This is a genomic window from Monashia sp. HAY1-2A (assembly GCF_056755315.1).
The window spans coordinates 16,465-32,881 of sequence record NZ_JBNDHY010000011.1 but is presented as its reverse complement, the minus strand read 5'-3'; the positions used below and the strand labels follow the sequence as shown (position 1 = coordinate 32,881).

Annotated in this window: 14 protein-coding genes and 1 tRNA gene; 8 read left to right on the top strand and 7 right to left on the bottom strand. The window is 69.9% G+C overall.

Features of this window, described 5'->3' with window-relative positions:
• The first annotated feature begins 25 nt into the window (after positions 1-25).
• From tmk to ACPYOM_RS03030, 6 genes are all read left to right on the top strand, one after another.
• On the top strand, positions 26-712 hold the full coding sequence (gene tmk / locus ACPYOM_RS03055; RefSeq protein WP_481341553.1) for a dTMP kinase: 687 nt from the start codon (positions 26-28) through the stop codon (positions 710-712).
• Positions 709-1,869, top strand: coding sequence for a DNA polymerase III subunit delta' (locus tag ACPYOM_RS03050; RefSeq protein WP_481341552.1), 1,161 nt, complete (start codon positions 709-711; stop codon positions 1,867-1,869). Before tmk ends, ACPYOM_RS03050 begins: the two co-directional genes overlap by 4 nt.
• A gap of 87 nt (positions 1,870-1,956) precedes the next feature.
• The gene (locus ACPYOM_RS03045) at positions 1,957-3,513 is read left to right on the top strand and encodes an alpha/beta hydrolase (RefSeq protein WP_481344844.1); all 1,557 of its coding nucleotides are present in this window, start codon (positions 1,957-1,959) and stop codon (positions 3,511-3,513) included.
• Positions 3,507-5,318, top strand: a complete 1,812-nt coding sequence (locus ACPYOM_RS03040) for an alpha/beta hydrolase (RefSeq protein ID WP_481344843.1) — start codon at positions 3,507-3,509, stop codon at positions 5,316-5,318. Before ACPYOM_RS03045 ends, ACPYOM_RS03040 begins: the two co-directional genes overlap by 7 nt.
• Positions 5,249-7,012 carry an alpha/beta hydrolase gene (locus ACPYOM_RS03035; RefSeq protein ID WP_481344842.1) on the top strand — a complete coding sequence of 588 codons (1,764 nt, stop codon included), beginning with the start codon at positions 5,249-5,251 and terminating at the stop codon, positions 7,010-7,012. Before ACPYOM_RS03040 ends, ACPYOM_RS03035 begins: the two co-directional genes overlap by 70 nt.
• Before the next feature lie 109 nt (positions 7,013-7,121).
• Positions 7,122-7,198, top strand: a tRNA-Thr gene (locus tag ACPYOM_RS03030).
• A 278-nt stretch (positions 7,199-7,476) separates the two neighbouring features.
• Here ACPYOM_RS03030 and ACPYOM_RS03025 read toward each other — a convergent pair.
• Positions 7,477-8,226: an SDR family oxidoreductase gene (locus tag ACPYOM_RS03025; RefSeq protein ID WP_481344841.1), complete on the bottom strand. Its 750-nt coding sequence runs from the start codon at positions 8,224-8,226 to the stop codon at positions 7,477-7,479.
• Positions 8,227-8,456: 230 nt separating this feature from the next.
• Between ACPYOM_RS03025 and ACPYOM_RS03020 the strand changes: the two genes are divergently transcribed.
• Positions 8,457-9,470: a phosphotransferase enzyme family protein gene (locus tag ACPYOM_RS03020; RefSeq protein ID WP_481344840.1), complete on the top strand. Its 1,014-nt coding sequence runs from the start codon at positions 8,457-8,459 to the stop codon at positions 9,468-9,470.
• Between the two features lie 257 nt (positions 9,471-9,727).
• Here ACPYOM_RS03020 and ACPYOM_RS03015 read toward each other — a convergent pair whose 3' ends face one another.
• The 5 genes from ACPYOM_RS03015 to ACPYOM_RS02995 all read right to left on the bottom strand — a co-directional run bounded on the left by ACPYOM_RS03015 (position 9,728) and on the right by ACPYOM_RS02995 (position 14,631).
• Positions 9,728-10,531 carry a TIGR02569 family protein gene (locus ACPYOM_RS03015; RefSeq protein WP_481344839.1) on the bottom strand — a complete coding sequence of 268 codons (804 nt, stop codon included), beginning with the start codon at positions 10,529-10,531 and terminating at the stop codon, positions 9,728-9,730.
• A 1,429-nt stretch (positions 10,532-11,960) separates the two neighbouring features.
• Positions 11,961-12,497 carry an AAA family ATPase gene (locus tag ACPYOM_RS03010; protein WP_481344838.1) on the bottom strand — a complete coding sequence of 179 codons (537 nt, stop codon included), beginning with the start codon at positions 12,495-12,497 and terminating at the stop codon, positions 11,961-11,963.
• Between the two features lie 206 nt (positions 12,498-12,703).
• A complete protein-coding gene (locus ACPYOM_RS03005) occupies positions 12,704-13,396 on the bottom strand; it encodes a class I SAM-dependent methyltransferase (RefSeq protein WP_481344837.1) in 693 nt (230 codons plus the stop codon).
• A gap of 146 nt (positions 13,397-13,542) precedes the next feature.
• A complete protein-coding gene (locus ACPYOM_RS03000) occupies positions 13,543-13,899 on the bottom strand; it encodes a GNAT family N-acetyltransferase (RefSeq protein WP_481344836.1) in 357 nt (118 codons plus the stop codon).
• 225 nt (positions 13,900-14,124) lie between these two features.
• A complete protein-coding gene (locus ACPYOM_RS02995) occupies positions 14,125-14,631 on the bottom strand; it encodes an AAA family ATPase (protein ID WP_481344835.1) in 507 nt (168 codons plus the stop codon).
• Positions 14,632-14,691: 60 nt separating this feature from the next.
• Between ACPYOM_RS02995 and ACPYOM_RS02990 the strand changes: the two genes are divergently transcribed.
• Complete coding sequence (locus ACPYOM_RS02990; RefSeq protein WP_481344834.1) at positions 14,692-15,408, top strand: histidine phosphatase family protein; 717 nt, start codon at positions 14,692-14,694, stop codon at positions 15,406-15,408.
• A 211-nt stretch (positions 15,409-15,619) separates the two neighbouring features.
• Here ACPYOM_RS02990 and ACPYOM_RS02985 read toward each other — a convergent pair whose 3' ends face one another.
• Positions 15,620-16,372 (bottom strand): class I SAM-dependent methyltransferase, encoded by a 753-nt coding sequence (locus tag ACPYOM_RS02985; RefSeq protein WP_481344833.1) that lies wholly within the window; start codon positions 16,370-16,372, stop codon positions 15,620-15,622.
• Between the last annotated feature and the right edge of the window lie 45 nt (positions 16,373-16,417).

The following is a 16,417-nucleotide window of genomic DNA, read 5'->3' as shown; positions in this document are numbered from 1 at the left end:
CCCGGCCTCGCATAGGCTCGGGGCCGTGACGGAGAACCTCGCGGCCGCGACCCCGGTCGGCCCGGACGGCCCGCACGCTCGTCCGGACGGCACGGACGCCGGGCTCTTCGTCTGTTTCGAGGGTGGTGACGGGGCCGGCAAGTCGACCCAGGTCCGGCTGCTCACCGAGGCGCTCGAGCGACGCGGACGCCGGGTCGTCGTGACGCGACAGCCCGGCGGGACCCCGCTCGGGCAGCAGATCCGCGACCTCGTCCTGCACGGCGACCACATGTCGGCGCGGGCCGAGGCGCTGCTCTTCGCCGCCGACAAGGCGCAGCACGTCGAGACGCTCATCCGCCCGGCGCTCGCCGAGGGCGCCGTCGTCATCACCGACCGCTACGTCGACAGCTCGGTCAGCTACCAGGGTGCCGGCCGCGAGCTCGGTGCCGGTGAGATCCGCGACCTGCAGCACTGGGCGGTCGGTGGTGTCCTGCCCGACGTCACCATCGTCCTCGACGTCGCGCCCGAGGTCGGGCGTGCCCGACGCGGCGACGTCCACGACCGGCTCGAGTCCGAGGCCGACGCCTTCCACGCGGCCGTCCGCCAGGGCTACCTCGACCTCGCCGCGGCCGACCCGGCCCGGTACCTCGTCCTCGACGCGTCCGACCCGGTCGAGTCCCTGCACGCGGCCGTGATGGCCCGCGTCGACGTCCTGCTCGAGAGCCGCTCATGACCGTCTGGCGCGACCTCGTCGGCCAGGAGCCGACCATCGAGACGCTCTCGAGGGCGGTCCGCGACGAGTCGGCCATGACGCACGCGTGGCTCTTCACCGGGCCGCCCGGGTCCGGGCGGTCAACGGCCGCAAGGGCGTTCGCGGCCGCGCTCCAGTGCCCGCAGGGCGGCTGCGGTGAGTGCGTCGAGTGCCGCACGTCCCTCGACGGCACCCACGCCGACGTCAAGGTCGTCGCCACCGAGGGTCTGTCGATCAAGGTGGCCGAGGCGCGCGCCCTGGTCCAGGAGGCGGCCCTGCGCCCGTCGGTCGGGCGGTGGCGCATCATCATCATCGAGGACGCCGACCGGCTCACCGCGTACACCGACGCCCCGGCGGACGCCCTGCTCAAGGCCCTCGAGGAGCCGACGCCGCGCACGGTCTGGATGCTGTGCGCCCCGAGCCTCGAGGACGTCATCGTCACGATCCGCTCGCGCTCGCGACACGTGCGCCTGCGAACCCCGCCCGTCGAGGCCGTCGCCGAGCTGCTCGAGCGGCGTGACGGCGTCGAGCCGGCCATGGCCCTCTACGCGGCGCGTGCGGCGCAGAGCCACATCGGCCTGGCCCGCCGCCTCGCCCGCGACGAGCAGGCCCGCATCCGGCGTCGCGACGTCATCGGCATGGCCACCAGGATCGTCGGCGTGGGTGATGCCATCGGCGCCGCCGCCGACCTCGCGCAGATCGCCGAGGAGGAGTCGTCGGCCTCGAGCACCGAGCGTGACGCCGCCGAGCGCGCGCGGCTCATGGAGACCCTCGGCGCCGACCCCGGCGCCCGCGTCCAGCCGCCGCACATCCGCGCGCAGCTGGCCGCCCTCGAGCGAGAGCAGAAGACCCGCGCCACGCGGCACGGGCGCGATGTCATCGACCGCGCGCTCGTCGACCTCGCGTCGGTGTACCGCGACGCGCTCGTGACGCGGCTCGGCTCGGACGTCGGTCTGGTCAACCCCGACGCAGCCGACCGGGTCCGGGGTCTGGCCTCCGTCTTCACGGCTGAGCAGCTGCTCGGGGCGATGGACGCGATCAGCGAGGCGCGCGAGCGCATCAACGCCAACGTCCAACCGCTGCTGGCCCTCGAGGCGATGGCGCTGCGGCTGCGGCTGCCGCGCGACCTCGGCATGTGAGCCCTGCCACGACGGCGCGTCCGGCCCGCGCCCACGAGCCGGACGCGACCGCCGGTCGCTCCCGCGGGACCGGTTACCGTTTCGGGCATGACGACACGCCCTGCCGCCATCGCCCGAGCCCTCCTCGCGACGACGGTGGCCGCGGCGCTCGTCCTCACCTCGGCGGCGTGCGACCGGTCCGAGCCGCCGGTGCCGGGGTCGACCCGGTCCGGGCTGGCCGAGGCGACCGCCGCCCCGTCGCCGCAGCTCTCGCGCTACTACACGCAGAAACTCGACTGGACCACGTGCGGCTCGGCCCAGTGCGCCGACCTGACCGTCCCTCTCGACTACACGGCGCCCGACCCGTCGACCGACCTGCAGATCAAGGTCGTCCGGGTCCGGGCGCGTGACCAGCAGCACCGCATCGGCTCGCTGCTGGCCAACCCCGGCGGCCCCGGCGCCTCCGGCGTCGACTACGTGCAGCAGGGCGCCGACACCATCGTCGGCCCCGAGGTGCGCAAGTACTTCGACCTCGTCGGCTTCGACCCGCGCGGGGTCGCCCGGTCAGAGCCCATCGACTGCCTCAGCGACAGTGCCATGGACGCCTACCTCGGCACCGACACGACGCCGGACGACGCGGCGGAGGAGCAGGCCCTGCTCGAGCAGAACAAGGCGCTCGCCGCCGGGTGCGTCAAGGACAAGCCGCAGCTCGTCAAGCACATGTCGACCGCCGAGGTGGCCCGCGACATGGACGTGCTCCGCGCGGCCGTCGGCGACCGGCAGCTGAACTACCTCGGCAAGTCCTACGGCACCTTCATCGGCTCCACGTACGCCGACCTGTTCCCGCAGCGCGTCGGCCGCGTCGTCCTCGACGGCGTCGTGCCGCCAGACCTCACGGACAAGGAGCTGGCGGCCGGCCAGGCCAAGGGCTTCCAGATCGCGACGAACGCCTACCTCGCCAGCTGCGTCTCGGAGGGTGACTGCCCCCTCGGCGACACCGTGCCGGCCGCCGCCAAGGCCCTCGACGCGCTCTTCGCCCGGCTCGACCGCGACCCCCTGCCGACCGGCGACGCCACGGTCCCGCACCTCAACGAGGCGTGGGCCCGGCTCGGCGTGGCATACGCCCTCTACGACCAGGGAGCCTGGGGCATCCTCACCCAGGCGCTGCAGGAGGCAAGGTCGGGCTCGGGGCAGACCCTGATGCAGCTGGCCGACGGATACGCGAGCAGGCACCCGGGCGGCGGCTACGACGGCAACCTGCTCGAGGCCATCAACGCCGTCAACTGCCTCGACCGGCCCGACAGCCCCGACCTGTCGACCTACGAGGGCTACGCCAGGGAGTTCGAGAAGACGGCCCCGACGTGGGGCGCGTCGCTGGCCTGGGGCGCTCTGCCGTGCGGCATCTGGCCGGCGAGATCGGCCGACCAGCCGCACGAGGTGCGGGCGCCCGGCGCCGACCCCATCGTCGTCATCGGCACGACACGCGACCCCGCCACGATCTACGAGTGGAGCAAGCGCCTGGCCGACCAGCTGGAGAACGCGTCGCTCATCACCTTCGACGGCGACGGCCACACGGCCTACGGTCGGAGCAACGCGTGCGTCGACACGGCCGTCGACGCGTACTTCGTGCAGGGACGCGTTCCCGAGGACGGACTGAGATGCTGAGCGACACCCCCGGCGGGCCCGACGCGGCCGGTGCCCCGGTCCCCGAGGACCTACCGGAGGCTCCGTCGCGGCCCTTTGCGGCGCTGCCGGCGGCCTATGCGGCACCGCCACCCTCGGACGCACCGCCACCCGCAGACGCACCCGGTGGCCCCGGTGATGCGGGCGCGCCCCTGCTCGTGGGGCCGCCTGCCGCGGGCCGCTCGCGAGCCCGCGTCGCGGTGGCAGCGGTGGCCGTGGCCGCCCTCGTCGCCGTCGTCGGCCTCGTCGCCTGGCGCGTCGCCAACCCCGTGGCACCGAGCGCGCAGCAGGTCACCCCGCCCGTCGCTGCGGGGTCCGCCTCGCCGACGTCGGGAGCGCCGCCCGGCGCGACCCGACCGGCTCCGGGCAGCTACCCCGCCCGGCTCGCCGCGTTCTACACCCAGCAGGTCGCGTGGAAGGGCTGCAGCGACAACCCGCGTCAGCTGTGCGGGACGATCGAGGTGCCGGTCGACTACGCCAAGCCGCAGGGTGACCGCTTCACACTCGCGCTGCGCAAGGCCCCGGCGACCGACCCGAGCCGACGCGTCGGGTCCCTGCTCATCAACCCGGGCGGCCCCGGGGGCTCCGGCGTCGAGTACGCCCAGTACGCGTCGTTCGTCTTCTCCCCGAAGGTCCGGGCCGTCTACGACATCGTCGGGTTCGACCCGCGCGGCATCGGCCAGTCCGACGCGGTGTCGTGCCTGACCGACGCCGACATGGACCGGCTCTTCAGCACCGACCCCACGCCCGACACCCCGGCGGAGCAGAAGGCCATACGGACCACGGCCGACTCGGTGGCGCGCAGCTGCGTGGCCCGTGGTGGCGAGCACGCGCTGCACATGAGCAGCACCGAGGTGGCCCGTGACATGGACGTCATGCGCGTCGTCTTCGGCGACGCGAAGCTCAACTTCTTCGGCGGGTCCTACGGGACGTTCCTCGGTGCCATCTACGCCGACACGTTCCCGGACAAGGTCGGACGCATGGTCCTGGACTCGGCGGTGTCGCCCAACCAGACCGACGCCGAGGAGATGACCTACGACATCCAGGGCTTCGAGGCCTCGATCGACGCCTTCATCGACTGGTGCGTCGCCCGTCCCGACTGTGCCCTCGGCTCGGACAGGGCGGCGGCCCGCGGCCGGATCGCCGACCTGCTCGACGCGGTGGAGCGGCGCGGCCTGGCCACGAGCAAGCCGGGCCTGACCCGCATCGGCGAGGGTTGGGTCGGCTTCTCCATCTTCATGTGCCTCTACAGCGACTCGTCGTGGCCGACGCTGAACCGGGGTCTGGCGCAGGCGTTCTCGGGGCGTGGCGACATCCTGCTCGCCAAGGGCATGTCGGTCGTCGAGCGCAGCGCCACGGGCAGGTACGCGACGAGCAGTTACCTGCAGGCGATGCTGCCGGTGCGTTGCGCCGACTGGCCCCGCTCCAAGGACACGCCCGCGTCGCTCGCCGAGCAGACCCGGCTGAAGAAGGCCCATCCGCTCTGGGCGAAGATGACCGGCGCGATCTACGACAGCTGCGCCGCCTGGCCCACACCGGGTCGGACGCCGAAGGGGACGACGCTCGCGGTCGGCGCCGCGCCCATCCTCGTCATCGGCAACGAGCGCGACCCCGCCACCCCGATCGGCGGGACGAAGCAGCTCGCCAAGGACCTCGACTCGGGCGTTCTTCTCACTTCCGACCACGACGGACACGGCACCTACTACGCTGGCAACTCGTGCGTGGACCGGGCCGTGGACGGCTATCTCGTGCAGGGGACGGTGCCCAGGGACGGCACGACCTGCTGAGCCGACTCGTCGCCCCCCTCACCGCGGCCGCGGTGCTGGGGGCGATGTTCTGGTCGGCCACCGGCCCCCAGCCGCCGAAGCCAGCCCCGAAGGCCCCGAGCCAGGCGCACCCGGCAACGTCAGCATCGTCGACGAGCCGCCCCGCCGGTGCCGACGGTCCGGGGCCGGCCGCCGGCTCGGACGTGTCCCTCGGCGTCGGGACGGATCCGACGAGCACCCCCATCTCCTTCTCCGGCCCGGTCGACCCCGACCCCGCCGAGCTGGCGGCGTTCTACGGCAAGGCGGTGTCCTGGCGGCCGTGCCCGGACGACGAGGAGTTCGACTGCGGCACCGTGCGCGTCCCGGTCGACTACCGCAAGCCCGCCGGGGCGACGACGACGATCGCCCTGCGCCGCCTGCCCGCGGGTGACCCCGTCCGGCGCATCGGCTCGCTGTTCATCAACCCGGGCGGGCCGGGAGGCTCGGGCATCGACTTCGTCCGCGCCGCGCCGGACGTCTTCGGTGACGCCGTGCGCGAGCGCTATGACGTCGTCGGGTTCGACCCGCGGGGGATGGGGGAGTCCGATGCCGTGGACTGCCTGTCCGACGCCGACCTCGACGCCATGTACGGCTCCGACCCGACGCCCGACACGAAGGCCGAGCGCCGGGCGTGGCGGCGTGCGCCGGCCGAGCGGAACGCGCGATGCCTCGCCCGCGGTGGCGCCCTCGCCGCCAACATGGGCACCGAGGCGGTCGCGCGCGACCTCGACGTGCTGCGGTCGGCGGTCGGCGACGAGCGGCTCAACTACTACGGCGTCAGCTACGGCACGATGATCGGCGCGATGTACGCCGACTTCTTCACGAGCCGTGTCGGCTACATGGTCCTCGACTCGGCGGTGCTGCCCGATGCGCTGGCCGAGGAGGCCCCGACGCAGGATCAGGTCGACGACGCCGCCCGGTCCTGGGCGCACGACTTCGACCAGCTGGTCGACGACTTCGTCACGGACTGCGGCTCGAGCATCGCGTGCCCCCTGGGCGCCGACCGGGAAGCCGTCTCCGCCCACCTGGTCCGGTTCCTCGACCGGCTCGACCGCGCGCCGCTGCCCACCGACATCGACTCGCTGCCGCACCTGACGGAGGGCTGGGCGGTGACGGCACTCGAGTTCGGGCTGCGCGACAAGGACTCCTGGCCCGAGCTCGTCGACGCGCTCGACAGCGCCCTCAACGACCACGACGGCACCGACCTCGCGTGGCTCGCCATGGAGGAGGTCGAGCGTGACGAGGACGGCTCGTACCCCTCCGCGTCCATCAGCCGCTCACACCTGCTCGTCTGGTGCGCCGACTGGCCCGTGACGCCGTGGGACTCGGTGCTGCCGAGCCGCAGCGTCCTGGCGAACCACCCGCTGTGGGCGCGGGTCGAGCCGGCCACCCCGGCCCGGTGCGCGGGCTGGACCGGCCAGAAGCGGGAGACGATCCTCGTCGGGGCCGAGGTGGCGACGCCGGTGCTCGTCATCGGCAACGACGTCGACCGCACGACCCCCATCGAGGACACCGAGGCGCTCGCCGGTGAGATCGTGCGGTCGCGCTTCGTCCGCGTCGAGGCCGAGGGCCACGGCGCCTACGACTCGGGCAACGAGTGCGCGGCGCGCGTCGTGGACGAGTACCTCACCGAGGCCAAGGCGCCCGAGGACGACTACTACTGCACCGCGTCGTGACGACCCCGCGCGAGAGAGGTGCCGGGTCGGCGGCCGATTTCTCCCGGACCCGGGCGATGCGTATACTCAAGCACCGTGCCGGGCCACCTCGTGTGGCGCGACGCGACCTGCCGCTTTAGCTCAGTCGGCCAGAGCGATTCACTCGTAATGAATAGGTCGTCGGTTCGATTCCGACAAGCGGCTCCAGCAACGCCCCCGGCTTCTGCCGGGGGCGTTTCTGCAGGTCAGAGGCTTGAAACGCCTCATTGAGCAGGGTGCTGCCAGCCCGGCGCGGGGTCCCCTCGGTGGCGGATTGCCTCCGGGAGACCAACTATGTCGCTTGGCGCACTCCCGCCGCCGCGCACCACCAGCCGGGCCAGGTCTCCGAGACGACGTGAAGTCTGACCCGGGCTGGCGGACTGGGGGAGGCCGCCAGCATTCGTGAGCGTCCGGATCCGCCGATGTGCGGACGTGCGTTTCGATCGTCAGCAGCCGGTCTTGAAGCCGCCGTTGCTGTACAAGATCTGACCCGTGATCCAGGACCCGGCATCGGACAGGAGAAAGCGGACCAGGTCACCCGTGTCCTGCGGTGTGCCGAGCCGGCCGGCCGGGGTCTGCTTCGTTCCAAGGTCACGGATCTGTGGTGTCATCCAGCCGGTGTCGATGGGCCCGGGGTTGATTACGTTGGCTCGGATCCCGCGGGGGCCTAACTCGACCGCAGCGGCGATCACCAGGCGGTCGAGGGCGCCCTTGCTGGCGCCGTACGGGAGGTTGTGGGCCGTGTGGTCGCTGGTGAGCGCGACGATCCGCCCGGTCGCCTCGGTGGTCTGCCGGACGGGGAGCCGCTCCGCGAAGGCCTTGATGAGCAACCACGCAGCGCGGGCGTTCACGGCGAAGTGTCGTTCCCAGCTCTCGACGCTGGTGTCCAGGATGGAGCTGTTGACGCTCTCACAGTGGGACATCACCAAGCCCGCGAGGTCACGGCGTGCTGCCGCTGCCTGGACCAGCCGGCCCGGTTCCTCGATTGCTGCCAGGTCCCCGGGGTAGAGGTCGACGCGCCGCCCCAATGCCCGGCACTCGTCGGCGACCGCTTCGGGGTCGCCCTCCCGGCGTTCGAGGCCGACGCGCTCGTCGTAGGGCGCCCAGTAGCTGATCGCCAGATCCCATCCATCCTCGGCCAGGGCCAGCGCGATTCCGGCACCGATCGACCGCCGGCGCCCGACGCCGGTCAGCAAAACGGTCCCTCGTCCTTCCGACACAGCAGGCCCCCAATCTCTCGCCGGTGCTGCCACGGACAACCTCAGCCTCCGCCAGCCCATCCCTGCAACCGAGTTTTCCGATGCGTCAGTGCGCTCTAATGCTGCTGGCCGGGAGGCCGAGGCGCACACGGCCTGTCGGGCCAGCGGTAGGTCGCCTTGCGTGCTGGGATGCACGCATGGTCCATTCGCAAGCGCCCAGGTTGGAGATGCTGTGGGAGGCACATGATCCCCACGGCGTCCTCGTGGAGCGGTTCGGCTTCACAGACCCCGCATCGGCCGACAGCTGGGTCGCCGCGACCTTGGAGGAGCAGTGGGGTGTTCGGATCGAGTCCTGCGAACGCATCGTGATGAGCGACCGCAACGCGTTGGCTTGGATCACCACCCCCGCCGGTCGGCTACTTGCCAAGTGGTCGGTCGCCCCAGAGCGGTTCACCCGCCTATCGCAGACCGCCCGACTCACCCAGTGGCTTGACGGGAAAGGGTTGCCGGTGTCAGCGCCGATTCCGTCGCTAGCCGGGCAACTTCAGGTGGAGGTTGACCAGGTTTCGATGTGCCTCCAGCGTGTCATCCCGGGCGATCTCCTTGACGTTGACGACGATGATCAGGTGCGAGCCGCTGGCGCAACACTCGCCCAGCTTCACCAAGCGCTCCATGGGTATCCGGACGCCGATCGGGTGGCCCCGCGCGAGCCGCGACCGCAACCATTGGCGGCTCGTGTCACCGAGTGGATGGACACCGCTGGCCAGCGTGTCCCGAAGGCGGCCCGGGACTCCTTGATGCGGCTCGTCGCCGACGCGCCAGATGACGCGCTGCCCACGCAACTCGTCCACGGCGACTTCCGTTCATCGAACGTGCTGTGCGCCGGGCCCAAGGTCACGGCGGTCATCGACTTCGAGTCCGCACGGGTCGACCACTGCATCAACGAGATCGCTCGCTCGGCGGTCATGCTCGGGACACGCTTCCGGGGCTGGGGACCTGTATCTGCTGAGGTCCACGCCACGTTCCTATCCGGCTACCAGTCCATCCGGCATCTGACGCCCGTTGAGGTGAGCTGGTGGGACGTCCTCCTGCTCTGGCACACGTTCGCCCAAGTGCCACCCGGCGACGACCCGACAGGCTGGCGCGCATCAGCACTCCGCCAACTAGCCAAGCTGCGCGGGAGCGCTCCCGACTCCGCAACTCCGCCCTGCCTCTCGGAGGACCGTGCGAGCCTCAGGTAGACCAGCGGGTGCCATGTCGACGACCGCGAGTTCAGCGGACGCGATGTCTTGGCGGACAAGCTCAAGTGCATCGTCAACCTCCCGGACCCGAACTGGGGGATCGCTTTCCGATGTAGTGCCGACCAGAGCGGCGCCCACGGCCACCTCGACCGTCTCGACCACCGACCGCATGCTCATGTTGCTGATGATGCCCGACAAGACATCCGCCACATGCCGCTGAGCGCGCATCGGGCTGGGACGACGCAACGACTGCCGGACTACAGGCCGATCGCCGCAGCCGCAAACGCATACCGCTCGGCCTCGAGCAGCAGGTCGGCAGTGGGTGGACCGGAGCCGACACGCTCGTTCGTCGTGGCCATCCGGAAGAGCAGGGCGCGCGCCACCGCTGGAACCGACACGCCCGCCTGGACCAGCAGGCCGGCGTTCGCGCCGTGCCAGCAGAGGGCATCGGCAACGACAACGCCCTCGGCGTACGTGAGCGGGCGCCAGTACGGCGAGATGTCGATGACGGCCGGTGCCAGCGTGGGATGGAACAGGACATTGCCGGTCAGGTCCCCGTGAACGACCTGCGGGGAGCCCAGCGGCTCCAACGCCGCAGTGACCCGGCGGGCAGTTGCCGCGAGCTCCGGTCGGAACCGGAATGCTTGTTCGCCCCAGACGGCCCGGTCGGCGATCGCCCACCAGTCCTGGCGTGCATCAACACAGGCGGGGCGAGGCAGATGGGCGACCGCGCGGTGGAACTCCCGACCGGCTTCGAGGATCCGGACCCACGTTGATGTCGCCGACAGGTCGGGGTGGCGGCCGTCGACCCACCGAGTGGCCGACCACCCCGCGCAGGCCCAGGACCCGTGGAGCGTGCGCACCGGCGGCGCTATGCGCACCCTGTCTGGCATCACGTCGACCAGGGCTTCGCCGAGCCACGCGTGCACTGGCCCGCCACCGGGCTTGAACACGAGGTCCCCGGCCACCCACGAGGTGCCCTGACCCCCGGACAAGGGCCGCGGCGAATCTTCGACACCGAAGGCGCGCAGGACGCTCAACGGGGGCGGCTCGGACGGCATGGTTGCACGGTAGGCACTGCTGGCGGCGGTGTCGAAGCACTTCTGCGAGGCCCGGCGCTGCTCTTCGACTGAGTGGCGCATCGAGCCTGCCAACGGCTTCGGTCCCCGCTAGCGACGCCAGATCGCTTCGAACTGAAACCACTGCCTTGGCCCGTTCTTCCACCTCCTTGAATCGACCTCAGCCCCAACTCCTTCACTCGGGGACGGTCGGTGGCACAACTCGGCGGACCCTTGACCCGAGAAATTCAAACGGGATCACACGGCGCTTCCTGAGGTGCCAGACCAGCTCTAGAACGTCCGCTTCTGCCGCTCTGAGGGCGGCTACGATCGCCGACCATGCCCGGGTTGAGCATGTCGCCCGTACCGACTGGCAGTCCTGTTCGGGTCCGCCAATTACGTCCGGATTAGGCGCCCTCTAGGCGTGCCACCGGCCGACACACGAACCTCCTGACGCCGGCGGGTCACGCTCCCGGTCTGTTCGCCAACGCCGATAGCGAATGATGGCCCAGACGACCTGACCCACAGCAACAGCGAGCAGCACGACCACCCACAGCACTGGTGCCCCGTGGTTTAGCCACGTCTTTGCGAAGACCGCAAAGAACACGAGGATCCCCGCGCAGACCGCCAGTACGGTCCGCGGATCGTCCCTATCGGTCAACCACCTGACGTCGCGCATGGCGGCGAACCTACATTGGGACGTTCACACAAGGAGCTGCCCGTGCGTGTCCGCGGACAGGGACGCGCGACGCCCCGTGTCGTGAGTGTCGTTGGGTCTCCACGCTCATGCCGCCGCGCCTGCCCGTCCGGTGGGAGACGCCGTGCCACACTCGCCTGTGCCTACGACTCCTGCCGAATCCGCTGAGCAGACAGCAATGTCGCCGCGGAGGCGGCTGTTCAAGATCTGGGTTGCCCTCGCGTCAGCGGTCCTGATCGCGGCAGCCCTGTTCGGATGGAACGTCTGGACGGACCGCCAACCTACGGTCTACTCCGCCGTCGACGCATACGGCTCCGCCGTGGAGTCCGGTGAGCGCTCTGCTCTCGAAGCAATCATCGCTGAGGGTCCTGGACGAGATTCGCTCCTCGAGCGTCACGTAGGAAAGCCGAGCACGGTCACCGGCGTCACGATGGACATGACCGTCTCAGCCGTGTGGTGGGAGGTCGAGGTGACGTACGAACTACCCGGTCAGGAACGAGCCAGCGAACGTCTGTTGGTGCACCCGCGAGGTGATTCACCCGACCGGCTTATCGACTACGCCGTCAGCCCAGCACCCTGATGAACCGGCCTGTGGTGCGGTTCCGTGCGCGACGCGCCCTCATGCCGCCGACCGCTAGACCGTGCCGATGTGCTCGCATCCGGGTCAGCACGCCCCGTTGTCCGCGAACGGTGGAAAGACAGGCAGCCGATCGTGGCGGCGGTCCCGGCGAAGCGTTAGTAGACCTCGTCTGCCCAACCCACTCGCAAAAGGATCTCTGTAGCGACGTCGGCAGCGGCGCGGTCATTGGTCACCGTGAAATCCTCAGCAGCGGTCGTGGTCGACAGACGCTTGTGCTCATTCAACCCGGCGAGGTGCTGCTTCAGCTGGTGTCCCGTGTCTCGTTGACGCAGGCGCGTGCGTAGCGTGTCCTCGTCTGCGGTCAACCTAACGAGTCGGACCTCGCAGTCCGCGAGGCTCTCGGCATACAGCTCGCGCACGGGCAAGCTGTCGATGACCGCAGCGACCACAACGAACCGGGCGCCGGCGACCTTGAAGTTGGCCCATAGCGCTGCCAGGTTCGCGCACTTGAGCTGGTCATAGAACCCACCACCCGCAGGATGGGTTCCCGGGGCCGGTCCGAACTGGGCAAGCATGTCTGTGTCGACGACGGCGGTGACGTGGCCCGCAGCACTGAGAACACGCCCCGCCGCGTTGGCCACCGTGGATTTCCCGACCCCGGCGACCCCGGTGAGAAGCAGAGCCCGATGCACAGATACTCCTGAATGTTCCGTACGAGAGATCGCAGGCCGCGCTCAGCTCGTCTCGATTGCCACGGAACCAGATGCTAGGGCCACGTGAACAACTGCCTTACCCGAGCACGCTCGTGCCGAGGACGGGCAAAGCTCGGTCCGGCCGATGAGCGCGCTTCGCGGCTGGGTCTTCGACGGACTTCTGCCAAGAGAGCACGAGGTGGGAGTTACGCGTGCAACTTGAGGGCCAGAAAGATCGGCGCGGAGCGCAGGGCGTCGTAGCGGTCAGGCTCGACCTCACGAAGCGCTGGGAGGGGCTGGGGCTCGACCATCTGGTCCAGGATGAAGCCCTCCTCGAGGAGCTCGTTCACCAGAACGCTCATCGGCATCAACCGGTACTCGAACGAATGATCGTCCCCCAGGGAGCGAGTGATCCAACTCTGGTCGAAGTACGAGCGGCCGAACCGGCCCCAGTCCGCCGTCGGGTGCGTCGTTGAGACGACGAGCCAGCCACCCGGCCGCAGGATCCGCCGGCACTCGCGGAGGAACCCACGTCGGTTGCTGAGGTGGTGCAGCACCAGTGCCGACAGCACGCCATCTTGGCTGTGGTCGGGCAGGAACGACAACGGCTCTTCGAGGTTGTGTTGCACGATCCGGGCTCGGGAGCCGACGGCCGTCCTCGCGCGCTCGGCCAACGAGCCACTGCCCTCGACACCGATGACGTCCGCGCCCCGCCGTACCAGCTCGACGATGTAATCTCCAGCGCCGCAGCCGAGGTCAGCGACCCGCTGGCCCGCCACGTCACCAACCAGCTCGAGGACAGCCGGTCGATCGTGGAGCGAGTTCAGACCGGGCTTGGCTGCTCGGTCTGCGAAGACCTCTCCGGCACGACCATGGTACGAATGATCAACTGTGCTCATCGAGCGATCCTAGGATCCCCGTCAACATCTTTGGTTGCAGCAAGATCCGGCGTTGGACGTCGCCGTGGCAGTCACGCCGAGAGCACCATCCCGACCTGCGCGAGCCCTCCGGCGCGATGTGCCTGTCGCAACGTCCGCGGCTGCGGCTACTGGCGCAAGAGGTAGTGGTCCCGGAGGGCACCATCAGGGGCTGGCTCCGCGGGCCCGGCCGGTTCCATGCCGCACCGTTCGTACAGGCGTCGGGCGGCCTTTCCGCCCGGGGTGGCGGCGGTGAAGGTGACCACGTCGATGTCGCCTTCCGGCCACCGCTCGATGGCGGCACGCACGAGTGCGGCGCCGAACCCGCGGCCGCGTGCGACCTCGGCTACGGCCAGCCAGTGGATACGGTGCGGTTCGTCGTCGCGGCTCAGCAGCATCCCGCCGGTGATCGCGCCCGGCGGTCCGGTCACGAGGGCAGTTCCGCGCTGAATACCTCGTGTGATCGCCTGCTCGATGCCGGGCATCGGGCCGAAAAGCGGCTCGACCTCGCGAGCCAGTACTAGCCAGGCGGGGACGTCCTGCGCTGTGGCCCTGCGAACCGGGGGAAGCACGCGCGCGACACTAGCGCCCGAAGAGCAACGGCTCAGCATGACACGCCTACCGGGGCCGCCGGTCGTGCCCGGACGCGCGGCTGACCGTGTCTCCTCGCCAGATTGCGGCCTGAGGCCCAAACGTGCGCCGGCTCCGATTCATGTCATTTTCTGAGTGAGTTGGATGAGGGCGGCCACCCGGTGAGCTGCCTCGATGGGGTCAAGGCCATCGGTGTCGATCACATGATCGGCCGGGGTTGATTGAGCTTCCCCGTATCGAGCCCGGTAGAACTCGGTCGGCTCCGGCCGAGCCGTCGCGAAGCGTTGGCGCCACGTGTCGTCACGTGCGCGCAGTTGGACGGATATCGTCGTCGCCCCGGACGGGAGTAGGGCGGCGACGAGGTGATGCATTTCTGTGGACTGGAAAACCCAGGTGATCAGCAGGATGTCGACGTCCGCCTGAGCGGCGTGGCTGGCGACGGCACGCAGGTTCGCCTGCACCATCTTCTTCATTCGCTCGTCAACACGCCACGGCTGGTGAAGCCAGAGGTCGTCGACGTCGACCCACTGGACAAGATTTGGCCCGCTCTCCGCGAGAGTCAGTAGGTGTCTGGCCACGCTCGACTTGCCGACACCATGAGCTCCACCAAGCATCACCGTCCGCATCGGAGGATGGTACTTGCGAAGCAACCGCACGAGAATCTGAGGCCGCTGAACGGAACCCACATGAGGAACATCGTCATCGTCGCCCATCCGGAGGCGAGCCATCACACCGACGGTGTCGTCGGCGGGTGGTTCGACTCCCACCTCACCGAGCGGGGCGCACGCGATGCCCAGAGCATCGCGCGAGCGTTGAGCAGCCGGCTGGACGGCAGGAGCGCGGAGATCTTCTCCTCCGACCTGCTGCGCGCCCGGCAGACGGCCCACGTCATCGCGGGCGCCCTGGCGACCGGCGTGACCACCGACCCCGACCTGCGCGAGAAGTCCTTCGGCGTGGCGGAGGGCAAGCCCCAGAACTGGCTCCGGGTGCGCAGCATCCCGCTGCCCGACGACGGTGAGCGCCTTCGTCACGACGAGGGCATCCCGGGCGCCGAGACCCGGTGGGGCCTGGCCGAGCAGTCCTACCGCGCCATGGGCCGCATCCTGCAGTCCCCGGAGGAGAACCAGGTTGTGGTGACGCTCGGCGGTCCGATCACGCTGCTGATTGCGGCCTGGATCGGATGCCGATCGAGGCGTCCGGCCGCGTCCAGTTCCCCGTCGACTCCGGCAGCATCACCTGGCTGCGCAAAGACCCGCGCAACTTCAGTCACCAGCTGGCGCAGCTCAACGACGTCAACCACCTGCTGCGAGGCTGACCTCGTGTTCAGACGCGACAGCCGTGCGCCCGGACGCAGGAAGTGCGCGTGTCGTGCGCTGAATGACACTCACTCGCTGAACCGATGACAAAATGACAGCCCCGGCGACGAGCACCGGCTGACTCGAGCCTCAACATGAGGTCACCGGCCCCGCTTCTCCCTCTCGGACGCACCGAACCAACGAACATGAGGGCAATGCCGAGAACCATGACGACAGTTCCCATCGGCGTGACCGCAGCTTCCTCGGGGCGCATGGGCCAGCTGGCGGCCCAGTCGTCGTCGAGGCTCTGCGAGGCCGCTCACGCGATCGGTTTCACGGCCGAGACGGCCACCATGGTGGGGATGCTGGCGAACCACCGCTCATAGTCGCTCCATTGCTCCTCGGACCGGTCGTGGTGCGGGAGCGTGGGCGGTTCAACGAGGCGTCGCAGGAGCAGCCCGTGCCTGAAGAGCGCCTCGACGTACTGCTCGAGCGGGCGGTGGTAGTGGCGGTGACCGCCGAACGACTCGATCCACCACTCTTCCGGCTCCAGGTATCCGGTGACCCTGCGCGACCACGGCGACGGACTGTCCGGGCGCGAAGTTTCCTGGCGGAAGAACGCGGGGTGCAGGATCGTGAAGACGAACCGACCGCCTGGTCGAAGTGCTCGTGCGACTGCCGCCACCACTGGCTCAAGGGCTGGGAGATCCATCAAGACCATGTGGCAGACGACGGCGTCGTAGGAGTCGCGCTTAACCGGGATGTCGACCGCAAGGTCGCGGACCTCGAATCGGATCTCCGGGTAGGTGCGACGCGCGGTGCTGATCAGTTCCAGGCTCCCATCGACGCCTGTGACACGCGCACCGCCGGCGGCAAGCAGCCCGGACAGCCACCCGTGCCCGCACCCGAGGTCCCAGACGTCCATCCCGGCGGGGTCACCGAGTTCCTCGTCGAGGAAGGGCGCGACGCGCCGAAAGAACGAGTCTGTCGGGCCCCCGACGAGGGCGGCGTACGACGCGGCCGCCGCATCCCATCGGTCGCGGTCGACCCTCGATCGATCGGCGGCGCTCATCGGCTCAGTCTCCTGTGCTGACGATTCAGCAGGGTATGGCGGCGG